The organism is Streptomyces sp. CB00316 (assembly GCF_001905595.1).
Taxonomy (GTDB): domain Bacteria; phylum Actinomycetota; class Actinomycetes; order Streptomycetales; family Streptomycetaceae; genus Streptomyces.
In genome coordinates this window covers 1-26,211 of record NZ_LIXI01000007.1, presented here as the reverse complement: position 1 = coordinate 26,211, position 26,211 = coordinate 1, and the positions used below count along the sequence as shown (strand labels likewise).

General features: G+C 70.6%; 27 protein-coding genes. 16 read left to right on the top strand and 11 right to left on the bottom strand.

Annotation, left to right across the window (positions count from 1 at the left end; translation table 11 throughout):
- Nucleotides 1–33: 33 nt before the first annotated feature.
- Nucleotides 34–1,428, bottom strand: coding sequence for a metallopeptidase TldD-related protein (locus AMK21_RS20450; protein WP_073879986.1), 1,395 nt, complete (start codon nt 1,426–1,428; stop codon nt 34–36).
- An 82-nt stretch (nt 1,429–1,510) separates the two neighbouring features.
- Entirely contained in the window at nt 1,511–3,034 is a 1,524-nt protein-coding gene (locus AMK21_RS20445) for a TldD/PmbA family protein (RefSeq protein ID WP_073879984.1), read from the bottom strand.
- 237 nt (nt 3,035–3,271) lie between these two features.
- Between AMK21_RS20445 and fabG the strand changes: the two genes are divergently transcribed.
- The 3 genes from fabG (at nt 3,272) to AMK21_RS20430 (ending at nt 5,311) form a co-directional block, all read left to right on the top strand.
- Nucleotides 3,272–3,991: a 3-oxoacyl-[acyl-carrier-protein] reductase gene (gene fabG / locus AMK21_RS20440; RefSeq protein ID WP_073879982.1), complete on the top strand. Its 720-nt coding sequence runs from the start codon at nt 3,272–3,274 to the stop codon at nt 3,989–3,991.
- 5 nt (nt 3,992–3,996) lie between these two features.
- Nucleotides 3,997–4,764 (top strand): enoyl-ACP reductase FabI, encoded by a 768-nt coding sequence (gene fabI, locus AMK21_RS20435; RefSeq protein WP_073879980.1) that lies wholly within the window; start codon nt 3,997–3,999, stop codon nt 4,762–4,764.
- A gap of 175 nt (nt 4,765–4,939) precedes the next feature.
- Entirely contained in the window at nt 4,940–5,311 is a 372-nt protein-coding gene (locus tag AMK21_RS20430; protein WP_073879978.1) for a hypothetical protein, read from the top strand.
- A 16-nt stretch (nt 5,312–5,327) separates the two neighbouring features.
- Here AMK21_RS20430 and AMK21_RS20425 read toward each other — a convergent pair whose 3' ends face one another.
- Nucleotides 5,328–6,002: a FadR/GntR family transcriptional regulator gene (locus AMK21_RS20425; RefSeq protein ID WP_073879976.1), complete on the bottom strand. Its 675-nt coding sequence runs from the start codon at nt 6,000–6,002 to the stop codon at nt 5,328–5,330.
- A gap of 116 nt (nt 6,003–6,118) precedes the next feature.
- Here AMK21_RS20425 and AMK21_RS20420 point away from each other — a divergent pair, with 116 nt between their 5' ends.
- The 4 genes from AMK21_RS20420 to AMK21_RS20410 all read left to right on the top strand — a co-directional run bounded on the left by AMK21_RS20420 (nt 6,119) and on the right by AMK21_RS20410 (nt 8,568).
- Nucleotides 6,119–7,420: a CynX/NimT family MFS transporter gene (locus tag AMK21_RS20420; RefSeq protein ID WP_073879974.1), complete on the top strand. Its 1,302-nt coding sequence runs from the start codon at nt 6,119–6,121 to the stop codon at nt 7,418–7,420.
- A gap of 17 nt (nt 7,421–7,437) precedes the next feature.
- Nucleotides 7,438–7,554 (top strand): SGM_5486 family transporter-associated protein, encoded by a 117-nt coding sequence (locus AMK21_RS36675; protein WP_093693186.1) that lies wholly within the window; start codon nt 7,438–7,440, stop codon nt 7,552–7,554.
- A 148-nt stretch (nt 7,555–7,702) separates the two neighbouring features.
- Nucleotides 7,703–7,945 (top strand): hypothetical protein, encoded by a 243-nt coding sequence (locus AMK21_RS20415; RefSeq protein WP_073879972.1) that lies wholly within the window; start codon nt 7,703–7,705, stop codon nt 7,943–7,945.
- A 104-nt stretch (nt 7,946–8,049) separates the two neighbouring features.
- The gene (locus tag AMK21_RS20410) at nt 8,050–8,568 is read left to right on the top strand and encodes a SixA phosphatase family protein (protein WP_073879970.1); all 519 of its coding nucleotides are present in this window, start codon (nt 8,050–8,052) and stop codon (nt 8,566–8,568) included.
- Between the two features lie 89 nt (nt 8,569–8,657).
- Here AMK21_RS20410 and serB read toward each other — a convergent pair whose 3' ends face one another.
- Entirely contained in the window at nt 8,658–9,959 is a 1,302-nt protein-coding gene (gene serB, locus AMK21_RS20405; RefSeq protein WP_030568214.1) for a phosphoserine phosphatase SerB, read from the bottom strand.
- A 237-nt stretch (nt 9,960–10,196) separates the two neighbouring features.
- On the opposite strand from serB, the gene AMK21_RS20400 reads away from it, so the two are divergent.
- On the top strand, nt 10,197–12,794 hold the full coding sequence (locus tag AMK21_RS20400) for an FHA domain-containing protein (protein ID WP_073879968.1): 2,598 nt from the start codon (nt 10,197–10,199) through the stop codon (nt 12,792–12,794).
- Between the two features lie 97 nt (nt 12,795–12,891).
- Here the strand turns inward: AMK21_RS20400 and AMK21_RS20395 are convergent, their stop codons facing one another.
- The 3 genes from AMK21_RS20395 to AMK21_RS20385 form a co-directional block, all read right to left on the bottom strand.
- On the bottom strand, nt 12,892–13,656 hold the full coding sequence (locus AMK21_RS20395) for a transglycosylase SLT domain-containing protein (protein ID WP_073879966.1): 765 nt from the start codon (nt 13,654–13,656) through the stop codon (nt 12,892–12,894).
- Nucleotides 13,657–13,929: 273 nt separating this feature from the next.
- Nucleotides 13,930–15,075, bottom strand: coding sequence for an S-adenosylmethionine:tRNA ribosyltransferase-isomerase (locus AMK21_RS20390; protein WP_374194576.1), 1,146 nt, complete (start codon nt 15,073–15,075; stop codon nt 13,930–13,932).
- Nucleotides 15,072–15,794, bottom strand: coding sequence for an SDR family NAD(P)-dependent oxidoreductase (locus AMK21_RS20385; RefSeq protein WP_073880574.1), 723 nt, complete (start codon nt 15,792–15,794; stop codon nt 15,072–15,074). Before AMK21_RS20385 ends, AMK21_RS20390 begins: the two co-directional genes overlap by 4 nt.
- A 245-nt stretch (nt 15,795–16,039) precedes the next feature.
- Here AMK21_RS20385 and AMK21_RS20380 point away from each other — a divergent pair, with 245 nt between their 5' ends.
- The 3 genes from AMK21_RS20380 (at nt 16,040) to AMK21_RS20370 (ending at nt 18,186) form a co-directional block, all read left to right on the top strand.
- Nucleotides 16,040–17,185 carry a GAF domain-containing sensor histidine kinase gene (locus AMK21_RS20380; RefSeq protein WP_073879963.1) on the top strand — a complete coding sequence of 382 codons (1,146 nt, stop codon included), beginning with the start codon at nt 16,040–16,042 and terminating at the stop codon, nt 17,183–17,185.
- Nucleotides 17,178–17,822: a response regulator gene (locus tag AMK21_RS20375; RefSeq protein WP_018512265.1), complete on the top strand. Its 645-nt coding sequence runs from the start codon at nt 17,178–17,180 to the stop codon at nt 17,820–17,822. The genes AMK21_RS20380 and AMK21_RS20375 overlap by 8 nt, the downstream gene beginning before the upstream one ends.
- A gap of 112 nt (nt 17,823–17,934) precedes the next feature.
- Nucleotides 17,935–18,186 (top strand): chaplin, encoded by a 252-nt coding sequence (locus tag AMK21_RS20370; RefSeq protein WP_073879961.1) that lies wholly within the window; start codon nt 17,935–17,937, stop codon nt 18,184–18,186.
- Nucleotides 18,187–18,366: 180 nt separating this feature from the next.
- Here AMK21_RS20370 and AMK21_RS20365 read toward each other — a convergent pair whose 3' ends face one another.
- Complete coding sequence (locus tag AMK21_RS20365) at nt 18,367–19,158, bottom strand: hypothetical protein (protein ID WP_073879958.1); 792 nt, start codon at nt 19,156–19,158, stop codon at nt 18,367–18,369.
- A 135-nt stretch (nt 19,159–19,293) separates the two neighbouring features.
- Between AMK21_RS20365 and AMK21_RS20360 the strand changes: the two genes are divergently transcribed.
- The 4 genes from AMK21_RS20360 to AMK21_RS20345 all read left to right on the top strand — a co-directional run bounded on the left by AMK21_RS20360 (nt 19,294) and on the right by AMK21_RS20345 (nt 22,683).
- Nucleotides 19,294–20,091, top strand: a complete 798-nt coding sequence (locus tag AMK21_RS20360) for an ABC transporter ATP-binding protein (RefSeq protein ID WP_073879956.1) — start codon at nt 19,294–19,296, stop codon at nt 20,089–20,091.
- 112 nt (nt 20,092–20,203) lie between these two features.
- Nucleotides 20,204–20,632 carry an NfeD family protein gene (locus AMK21_RS20355; protein WP_073879954.1) on the top strand — a complete coding sequence of 143 codons (429 nt, stop codon included), beginning with the start codon at nt 20,204–20,206 and terminating at the stop codon, nt 20,630–20,632.
- Nucleotides 20,633–20,832: 200 nt separating this feature from the next.
- The gene (locus tag AMK21_RS20350; RefSeq protein WP_073880572.1) at nt 20,833–21,831 is read left to right on the top strand and encodes an SPFH domain-containing protein; all 999 of its coding nucleotides are present in this window, start codon (nt 20,833–20,835) and stop codon (nt 21,829–21,831) included.
- An 84-nt stretch (nt 21,832–21,915) separates the two neighbouring features.
- Nucleotides 21,916–22,683, top strand: coding sequence for a sulfite exporter TauE/SafE family protein (locus AMK21_RS20345; RefSeq protein WP_073880570.1), 768 nt, complete (start codon nt 21,916–21,918; stop codon nt 22,681–22,683).
- A 62-nt stretch (nt 22,684–22,745) separates the two neighbouring features.
- Here AMK21_RS20345 and AMK21_RS20340 read toward each other — a convergent pair whose 3' ends face one another.
- The 3 genes from AMK21_RS20340 to AMK21_RS20330 form a co-directional block, all read right to left on the bottom strand.
- Nucleotides 22,746–23,258: an HNH endonuclease gene (locus AMK21_RS20340; protein WP_073879952.1), complete on the bottom strand. Its 513-nt coding sequence runs from the start codon at nt 23,256–23,258 to the stop codon at nt 22,746–22,748.
- 138 nt (nt 23,259–23,396) lie between these two features.
- Complete coding sequence (locus tag AMK21_RS20335; protein WP_073879950.1) at nt 23,397–23,933, bottom strand: YbhB/YbcL family Raf kinase inhibitor-like protein; 537 nt, start codon at nt 23,931–23,933, stop codon at nt 23,397–23,399.
- A 112-nt stretch (nt 23,934–24,045) separates the two neighbouring features.
- Nucleotides 24,046–24,828 (bottom strand): sporulation protein, encoded by a 783-nt coding sequence (locus AMK21_RS20330; protein ID WP_073879949.1) that lies wholly within the window; start codon nt 24,826–24,828, stop codon nt 24,046–24,048.
- Between the two features lie 87 nt (nt 24,829–24,915).
- On the opposite strand from AMK21_RS20330, the gene AMK21_RS20325 reads away from it, so the two are divergent.
- Nucleotides 24,916–25,560, top strand: coding sequence for a DNA-3-methyladenine glycosylase (locus AMK21_RS20325; protein ID WP_073879947.1), 645 nt, complete (start codon nt 24,916–24,918; stop codon nt 25,558–25,560).
- Nucleotides 25,561–26,211: the final 651 nt, after the last annotated feature.

The following is a 26,211-nucleotide window of genomic DNA, read 5'->3' as shown; positions in this document are numbered from 1 at the left end:
TTTCGTGGGGATGTACGGGTCAGTCTAGGCGGGTCACACCCCCTGGCTGACCGAGCTCATGTTGAAGTCCGGGATGCGCAGCGCGGGCATCGCGGCCCGGGTGAACCAGTCGCCCCACTCGCGCGGCAGCGTCTTCTCCGTACGGCCCGCCTCCGACGCCCTCGACAGCAGGTCCACCGGCGACTCGTTGAACCGGAAGTTGTTCACCTCGCCGACCACCTCGCCGTCCTCCACCAGGTAGACGCCGTCCCGGGTCAGCCCGGTCAGCAGCAGCGTCGCCGGGTCCACCTCGCGGATGTACCAGAGGCAGGTCAGCAGGAGCGCCCGCCCGGTCGTCGCGGCCACCATCTCCTCCAGCGACCGCTCACCGCCCCCGTCCAGCACCAGGTTGTCGACGGCCGGGGCGACCGGCAGCCCGGTAAGGGCCGCGGTGTGCCGGGTCGTCGTCAGCCGCTCCAGCTCTCCGTCCCGCACCCAGTCCGTCGGGGCCAGAGGCAGTCCGTTGTCGAAGACGGAAGCGCTGTCGCCGGAGGAGTGGGCGATCACGAAGGGCGCCGACTCCAGGCCCGGCGCGTGCGGGTCGCTGCGCAGGGTCAGCGGGAGCGGAGCCAGCGTCTCGCCGAGCCGCGTGCCCCCGCCCGGCTTGGAGAACACCGTCCGCCCCTCCACGGCGTCCCGCGCGGTGGACGACCAGAGCTGGTAGATCAGCAGGTCCGCCACGGCGGTCGGCGGCAGCAGGGTCTCGTACCGCCCGGCGGGCAGGTCGATACGCCGCTCCGCCCAGCGCAGCCGCTGCGCCAGCTCCGCGTCGAGGGCCGCCGGGTCGACGTCCTTGAAGTCGCGCGTCGACCGGCCCGCCCACGCGGATCGGGTCCGGTCCGGGGACTTGGCGTTCAGCTCCAGCGTCCCCGTCGGCTGGTCGTGGCGGAGCCGCAGCCCCGTCGACGTACCCAGGTAGGTGGAGGTCAGCTCGTGGTTGGCGAACCCGTACAGCTCGCGGCCGCCGGAGCGGGCCCGGGCGAAGGCGTCACCGAGCGCCGGGGCGAAGTCGGCGAAGACCTCGGAGCCGGTCTCGGCGGGCGCGTCCGTGAAGTCGGGGGACGAGGGCACCCCGCTGACCAGCGGCTGCGCGTCCTCGGCGGGACCCGCACCCCGGGCGGCGGCCTCGGCGGCCCGCACAAGCGGCTCCAGGTCGTCGGCGGTCACGGCGGACCGGGAGACGACGCCGGAGGCCGTGCCCTGCGCACCGTCGACGGTCGCGATGACGGTGAGGGTCCGCCCCCGGGTCACCCCGTTGGTGGTGAGCGCGTTGCCCGCCCAGCGCAGATTTGCGGAGGAGTGCTCGTCGGCGATGACCACCAGACCGTCCGTGGTGGACAGCTCCAGGGCCCGCTCGACGATCTCGTACGGCTTGCTGACGCGGCTCATCGTCCGGCCTCCTGCGTCGTGTTGAGACTGTGCCTGCCCGGGGGACGACCCCCGGACCCCCCGCCGGTTCCGTGGTCGCCGTTCATCGTCCGGCCTCCTGCGTCGTGTTGAGGATGTTCACGCCTCGGAAGAGGGCGGAGGGGCAGCCGTGGGAGACCGCCGCGACCTGGCCCGGCTGGGCCTTGCCACAGTTGAACGCGCCGCCGAGCACATACGTCTGCGGGCCGCCGACCTTCTCCATCGAGCCCCAGAAGTCCGTGGTCGTCGCCTGGTACGCCACATCACGCAGCTGCCCGGCGAGCTTGCCGTTCTCGATGCGGAAGAACCGCTGCCCGGTGAACTGGAAGTTGTAGCGCTGCATGTCGATCGACCAGGACCGGTCGCCGACGACATGGATCCCGCGCTCGACCCCGCCGATCAGGTCCTCCGTCGACAGCCCTCCCGGGTCCGGCTCGAGCGACACGTTCGCCATGCGCTGCACGGGGACGTGGCCCGGCGAGTCCGCGTACGCGCACCCGTTGGAGCGGCCCAGACCCGTGAGCTTCGCGATCCGGCGGTCCAGCTGGTAGCCGACCAGCGTGCCGTCCTTGACCAGGTCCCAGGACTGCGCCTCGACGCCCTCGTCGTCGTACCCGATGGTCGCGAGACCGTGCTCGGCCGTGCGGTCACCGGTCACGTTCATGACGGGGGAGCCGTATGTCAGCTTGCCCAGCTGGTCGAAGGTGGCGAACGACGTGCCCGCGTACGCCGCCTCGTAACCGAGCGCCCGGTCCAGCTCGGTGGCGTGGCCGATCGACTCGTGGATGGTCAGCCAGAGGTTCGACGGGTCGACGACCAAGTCGTACGTCCCCGCCTCGACGCTCGGTGCCCGCATCTTCTCCGCGAGCAGCCCGGGGATCTGCTCCAACTCGGCGTCCCAGTCCCAGCCGGTCCCGGTCAGGTACTCCCAGCCGCGTCCCGCGGGCGGTGCGATGGTCCGCATGGAGTCGAACTCACCGGTCGTGGAGTCCACCGCGACGGCGGTGAACTGCGGCTGGATGCGCACCCGCTGCTGCGTGGTGACGGTCCCGGCGGTGTCCGCGTAGAACTTGTTCTCGTGCACGGTCATCAGGGACGCGTCCACATGCGCCACCCCGTCCGCGCCCAGCAGCCGCCCGCTCCACTCGGCGAGCAGCGCCGCCTTCTCCTCGTCCGGTACGGAGAACGGGTCGACGTCGTACGCCGAGACCCAGGTCCGCTCGCCGTGCACCGGCTCGTCCGCCAGCTCCACGCGTTCATCGGACCCGGCGGCGGCGATCACCTTCGCGGACAGCTTGGCCATGGCGACGGCCTGCGAGGCCACCTTCGCCGCCGCGTCCATCGTCAGGTCGACGCCCGAGGCGAACCCCCAGGCCCCGCCGTGCACCACCCGCACCGCGTACCCGAGGTCCGTACTGTCCGAAGCCCCGGCAGGCCGCGCGTCCCGCAACCGCCAGGAGGCGCTGCGCACCCGCTCCAGCCGGAAGTCGGCGTGCGTGGCGCCGAGCGCCCGCGCCCGCGCGAGCGCCGCGTCGGCCAGCGCGCGCAGCGGCAGGGCCAGGAATGACTGATCTACCTCGTGGGGCACAGGGAATTCCCTTCTCGATACACGACGGCAGTGAACCATGCGGAAGGCGGGGAAAGCCGGGGATATCGCGGACGTGTGTGCCCGGCACGCAACCGCGCGGACTGTAGGAACCCCACAGCGCCCCGGACGAGCCACTGTCAGGGCCCGATTCCTCGATCGGCGCACGGTACCGATAGGTTTTCGACGTACCAGCCCGCCATGGACTGCGCACCACACCGCCAAGGAAAGGGTGATCCGTTGAGCCGCTCGGTTCTCGTCACCGGAGGAAACCGGGGCATCGGCCTCGCCATCGCCCGCGCCTTCGCCGACAACGGCGACCAGGTAGCGATCACCTACCGCTCCGGCGAGCCTCCCCAGGCCCTCACCGAGGTCGGTGTCCTCGCGGTCCGCTGCGACATCACCGACGCCGAGCAGGTGGAGCAGGCCTACAAGGAGATCGAGGAGAAGCACGGTCCCGTGGAGGTGCTGGTCGCCAACGCCGGTATCACCAAGGACCAGTTGCTGATGCGGATGTCCGAGGAGGACTTCACCTCCGTCGTCGACACCAACCTCACCGGCACCTTCCGCGTCGTCAAGCGCGCCAACCGCGGCATGCTGCGCGCCAAGAAGGGCCGCGTCGTCCTGATCTCCTCCGTCGTCGGCCTCCTCGGCTCGGCGGGCCAGGCGAACTACGCCGCCTCCAAGGCCGGACTGGTCGGGTTCGCCCGGTCGCTGGCCCGGGAACTCGGCTCGCGGAACATCACCTTCAACGTCGTCGCCCCCGGTTTTGTCGACACCGACATGACCCAGGTGCTCACCGAGGAGCAGCGAAAGGGCATCGTGTCCCAGGTGCCGCTGGGCCGCTACGCGCGGCCCGAGGAGATCGCCGCCGCGGTGCGCTTCCTCGCCTCCGACGACGCGTCGTACATCACTGGAGCCGTCATCCCCGTTGACGGCGGATTGGGCATGGGTCACTGATCACCATGAGCGGAATTCTCGACGGCAAGCGCATCCTCATCACCGGGGTGCTGATGGAGTCGTCCATCGCGTTCCACGCCGCGAAGGTGGCCCAGGAGCAGGGTGCCGAGGTCATCCTCACGGCCTTCCCCCGCCCCACCCTGACCGAGCGCATCGCCAAGAAGCTGCCGAAGCCGGCAAAGGTCATCGAGCTCGACGTGACCAACCAGGAGCACCTGGACCGGCTGGAAGGCCTGGTCCGTGAGGAGCTCGGTTCGCTGGACGGCGTCGTCCACTCCATCGGCTTCGCGCCGCAGGACGCGCTCGGCGGCAACTTCCTCAACACCCCGTTCGAGTCCGTGGCCACCGCGATGCACGTCTCGGCGTTCTCCCTGAAGTCGCTGGCCATGGCCTGCAAGCCGCTGATGAGCGAGGGCGGCTCGATCGTCGGCCTCACCTTCGACGCCCAGTACGCCTGGCCGCAGTACGACTGGATGGGCCCGGCCAAGGCCGCGCTGGAGGCCACCTCCCGCTACCTCGCCCGTGACCTGGGCAAGGACGGGCTGCGCTGCAACCTGATCTCCGCCGGGCCGATCGGCTCCATGGCCGCCAAGTCCATCCCGGGCTTCTCGGAGTTGGCCGACGTCTGGAACCACCGTGCCCCGCTCGCCTGGGACATGTCCGACCCGGAGCCGGCCGGCCGCGGCATCGTGGCGCTGCTCTCCGACTTCTTCCCGCGGACGACGGGCGAGATCATCCACGTCGACAGCGGCGTGCACATGATGGGCGCCTGACCGCGCACCACCCCTGCGAGACGGCCCCCGGCCGCGTACCCCCCCGCGTCTCTGCGGAGGCGGTACGCGACCGGGGGCCGTTACCGTATGCGGCCGCTCCGGTCGAAAAGTCGGCCGGTCCACTGCAGAATGTGGAGGAACCGGACTTCTGTCGGGCTGCGGGAGGGAGATCGCTGTGCGCCCCACGCGTCGCCGCACCCGTCTCCTGCTGGCCGCATCGGCGGCCGTCGCCGCACTCGCCGTACCCCTGGGAGTCCACGTCGCCCGTGGCGCCGACTCCGGTGCGCCGACGGAACCCCCCAAGCCCGAACCGGCCGGCTCAGAGTGCCGTACGGCGATCGAGGGCTCCCGGGTCGTCGCGTACTGCCACAACCCCTACCCCTCCACCGACCTGGTCCAGCTCCACACCGAGTGCGCCCGCTGGTGGGACGTCGACGCGGACGGCGCGGCGGTCGCGGTGGCGCCGGGGCGGACCGTGCGGCTGGAGGACCGCTGCTGGAAGGAGATCGCGACCGCCTGGGTCAGCCATCGTCCGGCGCCGCTCTGAGGGAGTCCTCCCGGGGCTAGACCCGGTCCGCCAAGCAGTTCAGCGCGTGGCTCGCCGCCTCGACCGCCGCCGTCTCCGCGTCCCCGGCCCGGATCGCCTCGACCAGTCGCGCGTGATCCATATGGTTCTCCGGGCGCAGCTCGGGTCCCACGTCATCCCGTAGGTATTCGCGCAGCAGATCCCCGAGGTCCGCGTAGAGCTCGGTGAGGACGTCGTTGTGCGAGGCGGCGACCACCGCCAGGTGCAGGGTCGCGTCGGCCGCGACGAACGCCTCCGCGTCCCCGGCGGCCCACGCCTCCTCCCGCCGAGCCATCAGGGCGTCGAGCTGCCGCAGATCGCGCTCGGTGCGCCGTACGGCGGCGAGCCGGGCGGCCGACGACTCCAGCGTCGAGCGCAGCTCCGCGACATGGCGCGGGTCGGCGGCGGCGAAGCGGCGGTGCATCACCCCGGCCAGCTCGCTCGTGGCGATCACATAGGTGCCCGAGCCCTGCCGGATGTCCAGCAGCCCGTTGTGCGCCAGGGCCCGCACCGCCTCGCGCACGGTGTTGCGGGCCACGCCGAGCTGCTCGACCAGCTCCGGCTCGGTCGGAATCCGCGAACCGACCGGCCACTCGCCCGACGTGATCTGGTTCCGCAACTCCGCGATCACCTGGTCGGAGAGTGCCGAACGCCGTGGAGACGTCAGCGCCATGGTGCTCCTTGCTCGTGAGCTGTCAGGTCCGGGCCGAATTCTCGCAGGGAAACCGGGGGATCCTGGGGTTCCGCGAGATTGGACAACCAATCATCCCATGATTCTATGATGGCCCCATGCCGGACGACGAGACCCAGATTCAGACCCTGAACCGCGGCGGCGCCGCGCACACCCAGGCCGGACCGGCCCCGCAGCTCCCCGGAGCCGCCGAGGCCCCCTCCCCCTGGCTGCTGCGTCTGATCGCCGTCGGGCTCGTCCTGGCCGCCCTGAACCTCCGCCCCGCCATCACCAGCCTCGGCGCCCTCCTCGAAGAGGTCCGCGACGGGCTGCACATGAGCGGCAGCGTGGCGGGCGTGCTCACCTCCGTACCGCCGCTCTGCTTCGCGGTCTTCGGGGTCATGGCGCCCCGCCTCGCCCGCCGCTTCGGTGTGGGCGCCGTCGTCTGTGCGGGCATGGCGGCCATCGCGGCGGGCCTGGTCATCCGCCCGTACATCGGGTCCACCGCCGGGTTCCTTGCCGCCAGCGCGCTGGCCCTGATGGGCATCGCCGTCAGCAACATCCTGATGCCGGTGATCGTCAAGCGCTGGTTCCCCGACCGCGTCGGCACCATGACCGGCCTCTACTCCATGGCCCTGGCCCTCGGCACCGCCCTCGCCGCCGCCGTCACCGTGCCGCTGACGAGCGCGCTGGGCGGGAGCTGGCAGTCCGGGCTGGCCGTCTGGGCCGTGCTCGCGGCCCTCGCGGTGCTGCCCTGGATCGTCCTCGTACGGGACCGCACCCCGGCGCCCGGTCAGCCCGTTCCCGGCTCGACTGCCGCACGCCCCGCCGACGCCCCGGCGCTCCGGATCACCCGCAGCCGGACCGCCTGGGGGCTCGCATGCTTCTTCGGGCTCCAGGCGACGGCCGCGTACATCACCATGGGCTGGATGCCGCAGATCTTCCGCGACGCCGGGGTCTCGGCCGGTACGGCGGGGGTCCTGCTCGCGGTCACCATGGCGATGGGCGTGCCGCTCGCCTTCGTCATCCCCCGGGTCGCCGGGCGGCTCAAGCAGCAGGGCCCCATCGTCGTCGTCCTCGGCCTGTGCGGCCTGATCGGCTACGGCGGCCTCTACCTGGCCCCGGCCGCCGGCGCGTGGGTCTGGGCGGTGCTGCTCGGCGTGGCCAACTGCGCCTTCCCGCTCGCCCTCACCATGATCGGCATGCGGTCGCGGACCGGGGCGGGGGTGGTCCGGCTCTCCGCCTTCGCCCAGTCCACCGGCTATCTGCTCTCGATCCCGGGCCCGCTGCTCGTCGGCGTGCTCTACCAGCACAGCGGCGGCTGGGGGCTGCCGATCGCCCTGATGGCGTGCCTGATGATCCCGCAGATGGTGGCCGGTGTGCTGGCGGGGCGGGACCGGACCATCGAGGACGAGTGCTGAGATGCGAGACTGTCTCCATGCCAGTGCTCGATCCGCAGCCCAAGAACGGTCAGAAGAAGCTCCTCCTCGTCTTCGGGGCGATGCTTCTCGTCACGGTGGTCATCGGTGTGATCGCCACGATCGCCTCCCCCTGACGCCCGGCCGCACCGCCCATGGTGGGGCTGGCCCCCCTGTCCCCTAGGGGGCCAGGGTCAGGGTGAAGTGGGTGGATCACCGGATGGGACCGGCCCGGTCCGTTCCGTAGGTTCTTCGGCAACGAACCGAACACCCACGGAGGCGGACATGCCGGTCCCTGCGCACCCCAGGTCCCATCGACCGGCTGTCTCCCTCCGACCGGCCGTCTCCCATCGACCGGCCGCCGACCGTGTGGAGATACGGCTGCCGTGGTGGGCCGTGGCGCTCCCGGCCGTCGCCTTCGCCGCTCTGCTGCTCATGATCATGAGCCCGGGGCAGGCACAGGCGGCCACCGCCGACCCCGCACTCGGACAGCTGATCGAGCGCACGCTCCACCTGCTCGCCCCTTGATCCACGCGTCACGGCGAACCCATCCCGGACCACCGTGTCAACCTTCCGGATGAGCCCGTCAACACCCTGCGCCAGAGGCCGCGTTTCATGCGAAGCTGAGTTGTATGAGCGTCGAGACACCTCGCAGGATCGTCCTTCTCAGGCATGCCAAGGCGGAATGGTCGCAGTCCTCCGATCATGAGCGCCCCCTGGCCGAGCGCGGCCGTAAGGACGCGCCCGTGGCCGGCCGCAGGCTCGCCGACTCCGGTATCGACTTCGATCTGGCCCTGTGCTCCAGCGCCGTCAGGACCCGGGAGACCTGGAAGCTGGCGGTCCACGAATTCGCACAGCGCCCCAGGACCGTCTATGAGGAGAGGCTGTACGAGGCCTCCCTCGGCGATCTGATCACTCTCTTCAACGAGACCCCGGACGAGGTCCGCAACCTCCTGGTGATCGGTCACAACCCGGGCATGCACGGAGCCGCCGACGCCCTCTCCGGCTCGGCCGAGGGCGACACCCTGGCCAGGATGACCCGGGACGGCTTCCCGACGGCGTCCTACGCCGTGGTGGAGTTCCCCGGCTCCTGGAAGAGCGTGGAGCACGGGGCGGGCCGGCTCACCGAGTACTGGACACCTAACGACTGAGTGCCCCGGTCCCGCCGGCACACATGAACGCGCTGGGCCCCGGAACACCTGGTGTTCCGGGGCCCTCTTCCGTACGGCTGCCGCAACCGTCAGTCGACGAGGCCGTCTGCCGCCTCGACCTCTTCACGGGTGATGCCGAGCAGATAGAGCACGGTGTCCAGGAACGGCACGTTCACCGCGGTGTGCGCCGCCTCGCGGACCACGGGCTTGGCGTTGAAGGCGACCCCGAGTCCCGCCGTGTTCAGCATGTCGAGGTCGTTCGCCCCGTCCCCGATGGCCACCGTCTGCGCGAGCGGCACCCCCGCCTGCTCGGCGAAGCTCCGCAGCAGCCGGGCCTTCCCCGCCCGGTCCACCACATCGCCGACGACCCGCCCGGTGAACTTGCCGTCCACCACCTCCAGCGTGTTGGCGGAGGCGAAATCGAGGCCGAGACGTTCCTTCAGGTCGTCCGTGACCTGGGTGAAACCGCCCGAGACGACGCCCACCTGGTATCCGAGGCGCTTCAGCGTGCGGATCAGGGTCCGGGCCCCGGGCGTGAGCCGCACCTCGGCGCGCACCTTGTCCACCACCGAGGCGTCCAGCCCCGCCAGCAGCGCGACCCGGGCGTGCAGCGACTGCTCGAAGTCCAGCTCGCCCCGCATCGCCTGCTCGGTGACCTCGGCGACCTTGTCCTCACAGCCCGCGTGGGCCGCGAAGAGCTCGATCACCTCGTCCTGGATGAGCGTGGAGTCCACGTCCATCACGACCAGCCGCTGCGCCCGTCGGCTCAGCCCGGCCGAGACCACCGCGACGTCCACGCCGATCTCGGCGGCCTCGGTCGCCAGTGCGGTCCGCAGCTCCGCGGTCTCCGTTCCCGACACCGCGAACTCCACGGCGGTGACCGGGTACTTCGCCAGCCGGAAGATGCGGTCGATGTTCCCGCCGGTCGAGGTGATCGTGGCCGCTATGGCGGCGGTCGACTCCGCGGTGAGCGGGTGCCCCAGCACGGTCACGTGGGAACGGCCGTAACCACGGGGCCGGTTGTCGCCCGTGCCCGAGATGATCTCGGCCTGCAGCTTCAGGGACTCGGCCCAGCTGTGCACGGTCGCCCGCAGGTCGCCCTCGGTCGTCCCGCCCGCGGTGGGCGAGGTGACCAGGGCGCAGAGCACGATGCGGCCCCGGGTGACGACCTGCTCGATGTCCACGACGTCGACGGAGTACGCGGCGAGGGTGTCGAACAGCCCGGCGGTGATGCCGGGGCGGTCCTTGCCGAAGATCTTGACGAGAAGTGTGGGTGTGTTGTCCACGAGAGGAGGGGACTCCTCGCTGTCCCGGGCGGGCTCGCCGCCGGTCCGAGGGGAATCGGGGAGCTCGGGGGAGGAGGGAGGCTGAGGTGGCTGAGATGCGCTCATGGTGTTCCCACCGTATCGGTCCCGCGGCCGCGCTCGGCCGCCCGTCCCGAGTGCCGGACGGAAGGCGCGGGGCTTTCCGTCGGCTGTCCCCTTTGTTCCGGGATCGCACCGCTTCTCCGCTTCGGGGCCCGTCTTCTCCGGCCCGACTTTCGGATAAGGGACTGCTCCTGGAATAGTTCCCCACGATGTTCAGCATCCCTAGACTCCCTGCGACGGGGGAAACTCGGGGGACAACAAGTGGGGCGCGGAGTGCCGGAACTCGTACTGGAATTGAATGGCAGCACCTGGACGCTCGATCCGTCCAGGCCGTACACCCTGGGGCGTGACCCGCAGGGGGACCTGACGATCGACGACGCCAGAGTCTCGTGGCGGCACGCCACGATCAGCTGGGGCGGTTGGAGTTGGTTCATCGAGGACCACGGCTCCACCAACGGCACGTATGTGCAGGGGCAGCGGATCCAGCGGACGGAGATCGGGCCCGGCTCCGCCCTACGCCTGGGCAACGCGACCGACGGCCCGCGGCTGAATCTCACCGCCGGCGCCGGTGCCCACGGCGGCCAGCCGGCCGCCGCAGCCCACCAGGCCCCCGCGCAGCAGCACGCGCAGGCGGGCGGCGTTTGGCCCGGACAGCAGGCACCCGCCCAGCACCAGGCCCCGCCCCACCAGGCACCGCCCCAGCAGGCGTGGCAGCAGGCACCGGAGCCCCAGCAGCAGGCCCCGTACCAGCAGGTTCCGCACCAGCAGGGACCGGCCCAGCCGGCCGCCCCGGCCCATGGCGGCGGACCGGCGCACGGCGGCGCCGCAGGCGCACCGCCCGTCTACGGCGACCGCAGCCCGACCACCTTCCACCAGCTGGCGCTCGGCCGGGTCATGCGCATCGGCCGTGCCCTGGAGAACGAGCTGGTCGTCTCCGACCTCCAGGTCTCCCGTAACCACGCCGAGTTCCACGCGACGCCCGACGGCCGCTTCGAGATCCGTGACCTCGGCTCGCACAACGGCACGTACGTCAACGGTCTGCCGCTCCAGAAGTCCGGCTCGGCGCTCATCGGCCCGAACGACATCGTCGGCGTCGGCCACTCGACGTTCCGCCTGGTCGGCGACCGGCTGGAAGAGTTCGTCGACACCGGTCAGGTCTCCTTCTCCGCCCGCCACCTCACGGTGACGGTCGACGGCGGCAAGCAGATCCTCAAGGACGTCTCCTTCGGCGTCCCGGAGAAGTCGCTGATCGCGGTCATCGGCCCCTCCGGCTCCGGAAAGTCCACCCTGCTGAAGGCGCTCACCGGCTACCGGCCCGCCGACGAGGGCGACGTCCTCTACGACAACCGGAACCTGTACAAGCAGTTCGCCGAGCTGCGCCAGCGCATCGGTCTGGTCCCGCAGGACGACATCCTGCACAAGGAACTGACCGTCACCAAGGCCCTCAAGTACGCGGCCAGGCTCCGCTTCCCCGCGGACACCACCGAGGCCGAACGCCAGGCCCGGATCACCGAGGTCCTCGCCGAGCTCAAGCTCGACATCCACAAGGACAAGAAGATCACCTCGCTCTCCGGCGGCCAGCGCAAGCGCGTCTCGGTCGCCCTGGAGCTGCTGACCAAGCCGTCGCTGATCTTCCTGGACGAGCCGACCTCCGGCCTCGACCCGGGCATGGACCGCGACGTCATGAAGCTGCTGCGCGGCCTCGCCGACGACGGCCGTACCGTGCTCGTCGTCACGCACTCCGTGGCCGAGCTGGCCATCTGCGACAAGCTGCTCGTGATGGCGCCCGGCGGTTCCGTCGCGTACTTCGGTCCGCCGGAGGAGGCGCTGAACTTCTTCGGCTACAGCTCGTGGGCCGACGTCTTCTCCGCCTTCGAGAACTACCGCGACTACGACTGGGCGGGCCGCTGGCGCGGTTCGCAGCACTACCAGATGTACGCCGCCGACATCGACGCCGTCGCCGCGCAGTCCGTCCACATGCCGCCGCCCCAGCAGATGCGGCCCCCGAAGCCGCAGAGCTGGGGAACGCAGCTGTGGACCCTGGTGCGCAGATACACCTCCGTCATCGCCTCCGACAAGGCCTTCCTCGGCCTGATGGTGGCGCTGCCCGCGGTGATCGGTGTGCTGGCCGCGGTCATCCCGGCGGACTTCGGACTGGCCCCGCCCACCCCGCCGACCCAGTTCAACGGGAAAGCCGGAATGATCCTGCTGATCCTCGCGGTCGGCATCTGCCTGGCCGGGTCGGCGAGCTCCGTACGAGAGCTGATCAAGGAACGCGTCATCTACGAACGGGAACGGGCCACCGGCCTCTCCCGCTCGGCCTATCTGGTCTCCAAGGTGATCGTGCTCGGCGTGATCACCGCCTTCCAGAGCGTCATCCTCTGCGGTATCTGCTTCGCCGCCCGCGAGCTGCCGGCCGAGGGGCTGTTCATGCCTCCGGCCCTGGAGATCTGCATCTCCATCGTGGCCCTCGGGTTCACCTCGATGATGTTCGGCCTGATGATCTCCGCGCTGGTCAAGACCTCCGAGATGACCATGCCTCTCCTGGTCATGTTCGCGATCGTCCAGCTGGTGTTCACCGGAGTCCTCTTTCAGGTGTACGGCACGCCCGGCCTGGAGCAGCTCACCTGGCTGATGCCGTCCCGCTGGGGCGTGGCCGCGGCCGGCACCACGCTGGACCTGGCCAATCTGATGCCGCCGTGGGACCCGAAGAACCCGACCGACCTGGACCCGCTCTGGGAGGCCACGGCGGCCCAGTGGGGGATCAACATCTTCGTGCTGCTGGTGATCGGCCTCCTCTGTGCCGTCGCCGTCGCCCGGCTGCTGCGCCGCCACGAGCCCGAGGTCATGCGCAAGTAGTCCACGCGGGGACAAGCACGTAACGAACGACGCCGAGGCCGGCACCCCGTGGGGTGCCGGCCTCCGGCATGTGTACGGCTCAGTTGTACGACCGGGCTCAGTACGCGCTGTTGACGTTGTCCATGGAGCCGTAGCGGTCGGCCGCGTAGTTGCAGGCGGCGACGATGTTGGCGACCGGGTCGTACAGGTCCTTCTTGGTGCCCTTGACGTGGTACCGGTCGAAGGTCGGCTGGATCACCTGGAGCAGGCCCTTGGAGGGGATGCCGTTGCGGGCGTTGATGTCCCAGTTGTTGATCGCCCAGCGGTTGCCGCTGGACTCCCGGATGATGTTGCGGTGGATGCCCTCGTAGGACCCGGGGATGCCTTCCTTCTTCATGATCGACATCGCCTCGCGGATCCAGCCGTCCAGGTTGTTGGCGTAGACGGGCTTGCGCGCGGTGGAGCGGTTGGCGGCCTCGGCGCCGCGCTTCTTCGCGTCGGCCTTGGCCTTGGCGGCCTTGGCGGCCTTCTCGGCCTTGTCCTTCGCGTCCGCCGCGGCCTTGGCCTTCGCGGCCTTCGCGGCCTTCGCCTTGGTCTCGGCGGCGGCCTTCGCCTTGGCGGCGTCGGCGGCCTTCACGAGCTGCTCGGCGGTGGAGTGCTGCTCTATGAGGCTGTCCTGCACGGTCTTGGCCTGTGCGGAGCCTCCGGTGAAGGCGACGGGAGCGGCAGCGCCGGCTGCCTGCGGGGCAACCTCGGCCTCGGCGTTCGACGGGACGAGCGAGAAGGTCAGGGAGGCGACGGCCAGGGCCGACACACCGGCCACGGAGATCTTCTGGACCTTGTTGAGACGACGGACACGGCTGGGAATGCGAGTCGCAGACATGTAGGGCTACCTCTTCGAATTGCTCAGGTGTCCTCACGGAGGACGAGACCGGAGGCGGCGATGCGCACCTCCGTCGGGGACGAGAGCAATTCTTAGCGGCAGCAAAATCGCGTGGCAAAGGTGTGACGTACGAAGCTGGGTAGTGGAAGAGGATCCTGTTCGTCCGAAATAACCCCCGCTCATGCCTACCCAAATCGCCCTTTTGGGTCCACTAGGTGTGTTCGTAAGTGACGCACGCCCTATGCCCGGGCTCACATCGGTGACGTAACAGGCTCACCGTTCGTTGCTGAAGCAATTCGGAGGGTTACGTTCCTCATTCGACAGGATGAGGTGGGCGTCCCCGAACTCGTGCCAGAGGTAGCGCCGCTCCAGCGCGGCCTCGTACCCGCGGCGCAGCGCCTCGCGCCCCGCCACCGCCTCCAGCATCAGCAGGTGCGAGGCCCGCGGCTCGTGCAGCCCGGTCAGCAGCCCGTCCACCGCCCGCACGCCCCGGCGCGGCGTCACCACCAGATCCGTCCAGCCCGCGGCCGCGCGCACCACCCCCTCCGCGTCCGCCGCCGACTCCAGCGCCCGCACCGCCGTCGTCCCGACCGCCACCACCCGGCCGCCCGCCGCCCGCGCCGCGTTCACCAGCCACGCCGTCGTGGACGGCACCGCGAACCGCTCCGGGTACGGCGGCTCGTGCGCCTCCGCCGACGCCACCCCCGTATCCAGCGACAGCGGGGCGAACTGCACCCCCCGGCTCACCAGCTCCGCCACCAGGGCGGTCGTGAAGGGGCGGGCCGCGCTCGGCATCTCCGCCGAACCGCGCCCGTCGGGCGCCTGGACCGCGAACACCGTCTGGTGGGCGGACAGCGGCTGATCCCGTTCCGTGTACGCGTACCGGATCGGCCGCCCGTACCGCCGCAACAGCTCCGGCACCCGGTCCGGGACCCGCGCCCACCACAGCCGCGCCCCCACCGCGGGCCCCAGCGGTTCCTCCAGCACCAGCTCCCGCCCGCCCGGCAGCCGCACCACCGCACCGGCCGGCCCGCCCGGACGCGGCGCGGTGGCCCCCGAGGCGCCGGGCGCCCGCAGCTCCACCGCCCACCGCCCGTCCTCACCCCGCGTCGAGAAGTGCACGACGACCCGCTCGCCGCCCACCCGCCCGTTCACCGCGGCCGGCAACGTCGCCGACGTGTTCACCACCAGCACGTCCCCGGCCCGCAGCTGCCCCGGCAGCTCCCGGAACGCATGGTGCGAGACGGCCGTCCCCCGGGTCACCAGCAGCCGTACGTCGTCACGCCCCGCCCCCCGCTGCTCGGCCGGCACCCGCGCCGAGAGCTCCGCAGGGACCCGCAACGCCTCCAGTGGCGAAGTCCCGGGCCCGGCCGAAGGGGCGCCGCCCCCGTTCCGCCTCGCCGCCCCCACCGCACTCACCGCAGGCCCCCGTCCGCCGCCGGCTCCTCCAGCAGCGTCGGAGCGGCGAACCGCCCACTGGCCGGCCGCTCCCGCACCAGCCACAGGAACGCGGGCGCCACGCTCGCGGGCGAGGTCCGCGTCTCCCCGCCGTCATTCGGCACCGCGGCCTCGTACAGATCCGTGTCCATGTCCCCCGGATCGACGGCCCACACCCGCAGCCCCGGCTCCTCGACGCCCAGCACCGACGCCAGCTGGTCCAGCGCCGCCTTCGACGCCCCGTAACCGCCCCATGTCTCGTACGGCTCCGCCGCCGCGTCCGAGCTGACCATCACCACAGCCCCCGCGGCCGACCCCCGCAGCAGCGGCAACGCCTCCTGTACGAGACCGAGCGCGGCCACCACATTGGTCTCCAGCGCCTGCCGCAACCCCTCCAGTGGCTGCGCCTCCAGCCGCACCAGCGGCTCGGCACCCAGCACACTCGCGTTGCTCACCAGCAGATCGAGCCCGCCCAGCTCCCCGGCGGCCGCGACCAGGTCCGCCCGGTGCGCCGCGTCCGTGACATCCCCCGGAACGGCCGCCACCCGCGTCCCGTACCGCTCCCGCACCTCCCGCGCCGCCGCCTCCAGAGCACCGGCCGTCCGCGCGTCCAGCACCAGATCCCACCCCTGCCGGGCCAGCGCCTCGGCCAGCGCGCGTCCCAGCCCCTTCGAACCACCCGTGATCAACGCAACCGGCATCGTGACCGTCTCCTCGCTGCACATCGGCATCCACCGGGGCGACCCCGGCGACTCCAACGTAGGAAGCCCCGAACGCACCGCGCCTCGCCCGCGAGCCGCACCGGCACCCGGCACTTCGTCCTAGGACCGGGGAGGACCTAGGACCTGGGACCCGGCCCGGGCCCCGGCCGGCCTAGGTCTCCCGCTCCTCGGCAGCCGTCCTCGGCCCGATACGGCCGCCGGACCCCCGCCGGTACGGTGATCCCATGAGCCATCGCCCGCCGTCGGCCCTCGCCGCGGTGAGTGCCGCGCTGCTCGCCATGAGCCGGCACCTCGAAGTAGGAGACGTCCTCAAGACGATCGTCGCCTCCGCCCGCGAACTGCTCGACGCCCAGTACGCGGCCCTCGGCGTCCCGGACGACCACGGCGGCTTCGCCCAGTTCGTGGTCGACGGCGTGAGCGACGAGCAGTGGAAGGCCATCGGCCCGCTGCCCCGCCAGCACGGCATCCTCGCCGCGATGCTGCACCAGGCGAAGCCCGAGCGGCTCGCCGACCTCCGCAAGGACCCCCGCTTCGAGGGCTGGCCCGACGCGCACCCCGACATGTCCGACTTCCTCGGCCTGCCCATCACGGACGGCGACGAGATCATCGGCGCCCTCTTCCTCGCCAACAAGATGTGCCCCAAGCCCGACGGCGGCTGCGGCTTCACCGCAGAGGACGAGCAGCTGCTCTCGATCCTCGCCCAGCACGCCGCGATCGCCCTCACCAACGCCCGTCTCTACGAGCGCAGCCGCGAGCTGACCATCGCCGAGGAACGCTCCCGACTCGCCCACGAGCTGCACGACGCCGTCAGTCAGAAGCTGTTCTCGCTCCGGCTCACCGCCCAGGCCGCCGCCGCCCTCGTCGACCGCGATCCGGCGCGCGCCAAGGGAGAGCTCCAGCAGGTCGCCGTCCTCGCCGCCGAAGCGGTCGACGAGCTGCGGGCGGCCGTCGTGGAGCTGCGCCCGGCCGCCCTCGACGAGGACGGCCTGGTCGCCACGCTCCGTACCCAGATCCAGGTGCTGGACCGGGCCCACGCGGCCGCGGTCACCTTCGGCAGCAGCGGTGTACGCGCCCTGCCCGCCGCCCAGGAGGAGGCGCTGCTCCGGGTCGCGCAGGAGGCCCTGCACAACGCCCTGCGCCACTCCGGCGCGGAGCACGTGGACGTCACCCTGGCCCGGCGCTCCACCGCGACCGTCCTCCTCGTCGCCGACGACGGCATCGGCTTCGACCCCACCGCCGTCCGGCGGGCGGGCCGGCACCTCGGTCTCGTCTCCATGCGCCACCGGGCCAAGAGCGTCGGCGGCAGACTCACCGTTGTTTCGGAGCCCGGGAAGGGCGCCACGATCGAGATGGAGGTCCCCGGTGGCTGACAAGATCATCAGGGTGCTGCTGGTCGACGACCATCAGGTGGTCCGCCGCGGACTGCGGACCTTCCTGGAGATCCAGGAGGACATAGAGGTCGTCGGCGAGGCGTCCGACGGCGCGGAGGGCGTGGCCCGCACCGAGGAGCTGCGGCCCGACGTCGTCCTCATGGACATCAAGATGCCCGGCACCGACGGCATCGAGGCGCTGCGCAGGCTCCGCCAGCTCGACAACCCGGCCAGGATCCTCATCGTCACCAGCTTCACCGAGCAGCGCACGGTGGTTCCCGCGCTGCGCGCCGGAGCCTCCGGTTACGTCTACAAGGACGTCGACCCGGACGCCCTGGCCGGCGCCATCCGCTCGGTCCACGCCGGACACGTCCTGCTCCAGCCGGAGGTCGCCGGGGCGCTCCTCGCCCAGGACGACGCCGGCAGCGGCACGGGGCGGGGGAGCACCCTGACCGAACGCGAACGCGAGGTCCTCGGCCTCATCGCCGACGGCCGCTCCAACCGGGAGATCGCCCGCGCCCTCGTCCTCTCCGAGAAGACGGTCAAGACGCACGTGTCGAACATCCTGATGAAGCTTGACCTGGCGGACCGCACGCAGGCGGCGCTCTGGGCGGTTCGCAACGGCGCTGCGGGCTGAGATTCATACTGTCGGGTACATGTCACCCGAACGGCGCATCCTTCCAGGCCGCATGCCGTTCTCCAGGACATGCTGCGGCGGCTGGCCGCAGCCTCTCCAGGAGGACCCTGAAGTGAGGAACCTGAAGAAGGCCGCCGCCGTCACCATGATCGCCGGCGGGCTCATCGCCGCCGGTGCCGGCGCGGCCTCCGCGACCGGCCAGGGCGGAGCCGACGCCCACGGCGTGGCCGTCGGCTCCCCGGGTGTCGCCAGCGGCAACCTTGTACAGGTCCCGGTCCACGTCCCGGTGCACGTGGTCGGCAACACGGTCAACGTGATCGGCCTGCTCAACCCGGCCTTCGGCAACCTCGGCCTGAACCACTGACCCCCCCAGCACCAAGAGCCGGGCCGCCCCCACGTTCCCCGGGGGCGGCCCGGCACCCGTTCCAGCCCGTCCGCCGCTTGAGGGCGGACGCCTCGCGCCGGGGCCCCGCACAAGAACAGGCCCCCGCCCAGGGGCCCTACCCCCAGCCCGTCCGGCGCCTGAGGACAAAGGCCCGCGGGCCTACCGCCGAACCTCCCCGCCCTCCACATACGCGTTGTAGGCCGCCACCAACGCCCGCCGAGCCACCCGCTCCACGGGCCGCAACGCCGCCCCCCGAGCCGCGATCTCCGACGCGCTCACCGCGCCCCCGTGCCCCGACCCGTACGCCACCGAGACCAGCAGCCCCACCCGCCGCGCCAGCTCCAGCACCCGCACCGCCCGCGGCGGATACCCGGGCGCCAGCACATCGCGCCCCCGGCCCCCCTCCGCCCGCGCCCGGTACGCGTCCACCGCCGCCTCCGCCACCGGACCAGAACCGGCCACATCCAGCCGGGCCAGCGCCGCCGTCGCATCCCGCAACGCCTCCGCCAGCTCCCGCTCCGCCTCACCCAGCGACGGCACGTCCGCCGGCGGAGCCTCCCGCACCGACAGCACCCGCCACACCACCTCGACGTGCAGGTCCCCCTCAGGCCCGGCCTCGCTCACCTCCGGCACCAGCCCGTACGGCACCCCGAACGCGATCACCGCCTCCTCCGCCTCCAGCGCCCGCGCGTTGAAGTCGGGCGGACCGGACAGCCCCAGCGGATGCCCCGGCACCGGCAGCGCGACCCGGAAACCGGTCGCCCCCAGCGCCCGCAGCCGCCCGAGCGCCAGCGTGAGCCCCACCGGCCCCGCCTCACCCGGCAGCCCCTCGACGCGGTGCACCGCGTCCTCCCCGACAATCGCGAGAGCCGCGTCGTCCGGCGAGACAAGACCCGCCAGAAGCGCGTTCCCCCAGGCGGCCAACAACCCTGAACGTGGTTCCACAAGCATGGAGACAGCCTAGGGAACGGACCGGGGACGGACCTCACGGCCGGAGCACTCGCGCGGTGGCGTAGGTTTTCCCTGGGACTGTGCCCACAGGCACGCGACGATCTCGACGAGACTGCATGGGGAGACAACGCGCTCATGAGCGATGTACTGGAGCTGGTGGACGTATCCGTGGTCCGCGACGGACGCGCTCTGGTGGACGACGTCTCCTGGTCGGTCAAGGAGGGGGAGCGCTGGGTCATCCTGGGCCCCAACGGCGCCGGCAAGACGACGCTCCTCAACCTCGCGTCCAGCTACCTCTTCCCGAGCAGGGGAACGGCCACCATCCTCGGCGAGCAGCTGGGCGGCGTCGGCACCGACGTCTTCGAGCTCCGCCCCCGGATCGGCATGGCGGGCGTGGCGATGGCCGACAAGCTGCCCAAGAAGCAGACGGTGCTACAGACGGTGCTCACCGCCGCCTACGGCATGACCGCCACCTGGCACGAGAACTACGAGGCCGTCGACGAGGAGCGCGCCCGCGCCTTCCTGGACCGCCTCGGCATGACCGAGTACCTGGACCGCGAGTTCGGCACGCTCTCCGAAGGAGAGCGCAAGCGCACGCTGATCGCCCGCGCGATGATGACCGACCCCGAGCTGCTGCTCCTCGACGAGCCCGCCGCCGGACTCGACCTCGGCGGCCGCGAGGACCTGGTCCGCCGCCTCGGCCGGCTCGCCCGCGACCCGTACGCCCCCTCCATGATCATGGTCACCCACCATGTCGAGGAGATCGCGCCCGGCTTCACCCACGTCCTGATGATCCGCCAGGGCAAGATCCTGGCGGCCGGCCCCATGGAGACCGAGCTCAGCTCCCGCAACCTCTCGCTCTGCTTCGGCCTGCCGCTGATCGTCGAGCACACCGGAGACCGCTACACCGCCCACGGCCTGCCGCTCTCCTGACCGCCGCGGGGCGGTCTCCGGGGCGGCCCCCGGAACAATCCCTGGGTCGCTTACCACAGTTGACCACCCCTGCGCCCTGTCGGTGACGCACCGACAGTCCTACGATGACCATGTGGACATCGACGCGTGGGTGTGGTGGCTGATCGTCGCGGCGGGACTGGGCATCCCCCTCGTCCTGACCGCGATGCCCGAGTTGGGAATGTTCGCCGTCGGGGCGCTGGCCGCTTCGGTCGTCGCCGCGCTCGGTGGCGGCATCGTGGCCCAGGTGCTGGTCTTCGTCGGGGTGTCGGTGGCGTTGCTCGTCGTCGTCCGCCCGATCGCGGCCAGACACCGGGCCGGGCAGACAGGGCACGCCAGTGGTATCGATGCCCTGAAGGGCCGTCAGGCGGTCGTGCTGGAACGGGTCAGCGCCGCCGGCGGCCGTATCAAGCTCGCCGGCGAGGTCTGGTCGGCACGCTCGCTCGACGAGGAACAGGTCTACGAACCCGGCAGCCAGGTCGATGTCGTGGACATCGACGGAGCGACGGCCGTCGTCATGTGAGCGAACCGTGCACGAGCCGGGCCCAGTTCTGCGAGACTCGAAGTCGATCATGTCGATCATCATGAGACATGAGGACCGGGTCCGGTCCCGAACTCCCCGGCGAACGGCTCCAGTCCGCATCCCATGACGATCCGACCCCGACCACACCGATCACCCAGCTCACCGCGATCCGTCGGCAACCGAAGGGCACGAGAGACACGATGCAACCGATCATCATCGTCCTGATCATTCTGGTGGTGCTCGTCTTCATCGCCCTGATCAAGACGATCCAGGTCATCCCGCAGGCCAGCGCCGCCATCGTGGAGCGCTTCGGCCGCTACACGCGCACCCTGAACGCGGGCCTGAACATCGTCGTCCCGTTCATCGACTCGATCCGCAACCGGATCGACCTGCGTGAACAGGTCGTGCCCTTCCCGCCGCAGCCGGTGATCACCCAGGACAACCTGGTCGTCAACATCGACACCGTCATCTACTACCAGGTGACGGACGCCCGCGCCGCGACCTACGAAGTCGCCAGCTACATCCAGGCGATCGAACAGCTCACCGTCACCACCCTCCGCAACATCATCGGCGGCATGGACCTGGAGCGCACCCTCACCTCCCGCGAGGAGATCAACGCGGCGCTGCGCGGCGTCCTCGACGAGGCGACCGGCAAGTGGGGCATCCGCGTCAACCGCGTCGAGCTCAAGGCCATCGAACCGCCCACCTCCATCCAGGACTCGATGGAGAAGCAGATGCGCGCCGACCGCGACAAGCGCGCCGCGATCCTCACCGCCGAAGGCATCCGGCAGTCACAGATCCTCACCGCCGAAGGTGAGAAGCAGTCCGCGATCCTGCGGGCCGAGGGTGAGTCGAAGGCAGCGGCCCTCAGGGCCGAGGGTGAGGCACAGGCCGTCCGCACGGTCTTCGAGGCCATCCACGCAGGGGACCCGGACCAGAAGCTGCTCTCGTACCAGTACCTCCAGATGCTCCCGAAGATCGCCGAGGGCGACGCCAACAAGCTCTGGATCGTGCCCAGCGAGATCGGCGACGCCCTCAAGGGCCTCAGCGGAGCCTTCGGCAACCTCGGCGGCGGCGCCCCCGGCTTCAACACCGGCGGCAACGGCAACGGGGGGAACGGCGGCAACGGATCCGGCCCCAACGGGGGCAACTCCGGTGGCACCGCGGTCGAGCGACGTGAAGAACCCCCGGTCTACTGACGAGCGACCCCCTTCGTGCATGATCAGTGAGGCCCCTCGACCTTCATGGCGGGGAGGCATCACTGACCATCGAAGGAGATGGCCTTGTCCATCTGGGAAATACTCGCAGTCTTCGCGGCGGGAGTCGGCGCGGGCACGATCAACACGATCGTCGGCTCAGGCACCTTGATCACCTTCCCCGTCCTGCTCGCCACCGGCCTCCCGCCGGTGACCGCCACCGTCTCCAACGCACTCGGCCTGATCCCCGGCTCCATCAGCGGAGCCATCGGCTACCGCAAGGAGCTGGCCGGCCAGCGCCACCGCATCCTGAAGCTCTCCGTCGGAGCCGCCGTCGGCGGCCTCACCGGCGCCACGCTCCTCCTCGCGCTGCCCTCCACGGCGTTCGAGACGATCGTCCCGGTCCTGGTCGCCCTGGCCCTCGTCCTGGTGATCCTGCAGCCACGCATCAGCAAAGCCGTCCAGCGCCGCCGCGAGCACACCGGCACCCCGGCCCGCCCCGACGGCGGCCCGCTCCTGTTCACCGGCCTCACGCTTGCCAGCGTCTACGGGGGCTACTTCACGGCCGCCCAGGGGATCATCTACCTCTCCCTGATGGGGATGCTGGTCGACGACACGCTCCAGCGCCTCAACGCCGTGAAGAACGTCCTGGCCGCCGTGGTCAACAGCATCGCCGCGCTGTTCTTCCTCTTCGTCGCGGACTTCGACTGGACGGCGGTCGTCCTGATCGCGGTCGGCTCGGCCATCGGCGGCCAGATAGGGGCCAAGGTCGGCCGTCGCCTCAGCCCCGCCCTGCTGCGCGCCCTGATCGTCGTCGTCGGCTCTGCGGCCATCGTCCAGCTGCTGCTCCGCTGACCCATGTGGGCCCGCCCCCTCACAGGGACGGGCCCACGCGTCCATCACCAGGCGTACGTCACCTACGCGGCCGCAGCACCCCGGTCCAGCCACTCCGGCAGCTCCGCCCGGCCACCGGCCCCCATCGCCAGCAGCATCGCCTCGGCGGGGGAGGGGACGAACGGCTGCTTCAGCAACGGCATCCCCGCCTGTTCCGGCGTCCGGGCCGCCTTGCGGTGGTTGTCCTCGGCACAGGAGGCCACCGTGTTCAGCCAGGTGTCCTGACCGCCCTGGGCCCGCGGCACGACGTGGTCGACGGTGGACGCCCGCCGCCCGCAGTAGGCGCACCGGTGCTGGTCCCGTATGAGCACACCCCTTCTGGACCACGGGGCCTGTCTTCGGAACGGCACCCGTACGTACCGGCAGAGCCTGATCACCCGGGGCACCGGAATGTCCACGGCGGCACCACGCATACGGAGCTCGGGATGCGACTGCTCGACGACGGCCTTGTCCGTCAGGATCAGGACCACCGCACGGTTGAGCGTCACTGTCGACAGCGGCTCGAAGCTCGCGTTGAGAACCAGCGTGTCACGCATCCTGCCCACCTCCCGTGTGCCGCCCGCCCCCTGGCAGGCCCGGATCAACTCTGGCTGGGCAGGCCGCGATGGACAACGCAATAAAAAATGCCCTGCTCTGGTCTCTCCAAGACCAGAGCAGGGCAAACAACAGGCGAATTAATCGGCGGCGGGAGCCTCGTACTCACCGATCAACTGAGCACGTCCCAGGGTGTGGAACCGGAGGTTGAACCCGACCACCGCGGGCGAGGAGTCGCCGTCGATCCCGAGCGTCTCGGTGTCCACCGCGTACACGGTGAACACATAGCGGTGGTTCTCCCCGGCGGGCGGCGCGGCCCCGCCGAACTCCTTCGACCCGTAGTCGTTACGGGCCTGGACGGCCCCCCCGGGCAGTCCCTCGAACGCACCGCTGCCCGCACCGGCCGGCAGCTCGGTCACGGAGGCCGGGATGTCGAAGACCACCCAGTGCCAGAACCCGCTCCCCGTCGGGGCGTCCGGGTCGAAGCACGTCACGGCGAAGCTCTTGGCCTCCGCCGGGAAACCCTCCCACCGCAGGTGCGGCGAGGTGTTCCCGGACGCAAGCACCTGAGCATCGGCCAGCACGGCACCGGGCGCGAGATCCTTGCTCGTCACGGTGAACGCGCGCACCTCCGGATGGAAGTCGTGCGGCAGCGGGGCCCTCTTCGGCTCGGTCACGTCTCGTTACCTCTCCTGATCGGTGCTGGTCTGCTGCGAGCGGCGCGCCGGCCACCCGCTGACAGGTCCCGGGCGGGTTCACCCCCGGCCGACCCCATCCGACCATAGGGCTCTAAAGCCAGTTACGCTGTCCGCCGACCTGGGCCAGCCACTGGTTGAGGTAGGCCGCCCAGTCGGTCTGCTGGAAGTCGTGGAGACCGACCTTGAACGCGCGGTAGGAGTCGCTGCCCTCGCTGAACAGCCCCGGCTTCTTGTCCATCTCCAGGATCACGTCCATCTCGCGGTCGTCCGCGACGAACGTGAGCTCGACCTGGTGAAGCCCGCGGTACTGCGACGGCGGTACGAACTCGATCTCCTGGTAGAACGGCAACCGCTGACGCGAGCCCCGGATGTGGCCGCGCTCCATGTCCGCACTGCGGAAACGGAAGCCGAGCTGCCCGAAGGCGTCCAGAATGGCCTGCTGAGCCGGCAGCGGGTGCACATTGATCGGGTCCAGGTCACCGGAGTCCAGCGCCCGGGCGATCTCCAGCTCGGTGGTCACCCCGATGTCCATGCCGCGCAGGTGCTGACCGGCGAACATCGTGACCGGCGTCTCCCAGGGGATCTCCAGACCGAACGGCACCACGTGCGCCGCCCCCGCCTGCACCTCGAAGGCGCCGCCGAGCCGCACCTTGGCGAACTCGATGTTCTGCTTCGTCTCCTGGTCACCGCTCTCGACCTCGACCCGCGCCTGCAGACCGACGGAGAGCCCTTCGATCTGCTGAGCCACCGACCCGCCCTGGATCCGCACCTCCCCCTGAACGACCCCACCGGGGACGACGTTCACCTCGGTGAGCTCGGTCTCCACCGAGGCACCCCCGGCACCCAGACTCGCGAGCAGCCGCTTGAAGCCCATGTTCACTCCTTCTTGGTCCTGACCCCTAGATACGCGCCATGACCGTAGCCGGTTCCCGCGCTCACCTCCCCAGTACCCTCGGACGGCATGACCAAGGGCTTTGACCGCACACCACTGACACGCGACTTCTTCGACCGATCCGTCCTGGACGTCGCCCCCGACCTGCTGGGCCGCACCCTCGTCCGCCACAGCGACGAGGGCACGATCGAGGTACGTCTCACCGAGGTGGAGGCGTACGCCGGCGAGGTCGACCCCGGCTCGCACGCCTTCCGGGGCCGCACGGCCCGCAACAGCGTGATGTTCGGCCCGCCCGGTCATACGTACGTCTACTTCACGTACGGGATGTGGCACTGCCTCAACCTGGTCTGCGGCCCGGAAGGCCACGCGAGCGGAGTGCTGCTCCGGGCCGGTGAGATCAACGTGGGCGCCGGCCTCGCCCGGGTACGACGGGTCTCGGCCCGCAATGACAAGGAACTGGCCAAAGGCCCGGCCCGCCTCGCCACCGCCCTGAACGTCGACCGCACGCTGAACGGCAGCGACCTCTTCACCGGCCCCACCCCCGCACTGTCCATACTCCACGGCACCCCGCCCCCACGTGACCAGGTGCGCAGCGGCCCCCGCACCGGAGTGGGCGGCGACGGGGCACACCAGCCCTGGCGCTTCTGGATCGGGAGCGACCCCACGGTGAGCCCGTACCGCGCCCACGCTCCCCGTCGCCGCCGGGCGAAGTGACGGACCATGAGCGACTTGACGGGCCCTGGGCGGACGCCTACTGTAGTCCGAGCCACTTGACACGGGTACAGCTGTCGGCACGGTCCATCGGACCGGTCCGAGCAGCCCGAAGAGGCCAAACCACTACCTACGACTCACCTTGGCGGGTGCGAGTTCGGCATGCCCGTAATTCGCTCGACAGGCTCGATTATGAGCTGCCAAGAGAATGGGCTAACGTAGCGGACATGCCGAAAGGCAAGGCCACTCCACAGGCCACCAGAAATGGAATTCGGACCGGAAACGGAACGAAAAAGAGTCTGGTAAAGTCGGAACCGCCGGAAAGGGAAATCGCGAAAGCGAAGAACCTCGAAAGCACCCCGCTTCGACCGGGAATCGGACACATAAGAGTCTGATAGAGTCGGAAACGCAAGAACGAAGGGAAGCGCCCGGAGGGCCCCGGTGAAACGGGACCGAAGGAAGCGTCCGTTCCTTGAGAACTCAACAGCGTGCCAAAAGTCAACGCCAGATATGTTGATACCCCGGCCTGCTTCGGCAGGTTGGTGGTTCCTTTGAAAAGTCCTGCTCCGGACCGCTTCGGCGGTATTCGGGCAGGCAATTACACAGCGAGGACGCTGTGAACAACGGGTCTTATTCCGACCGGTTGTTCCGCTC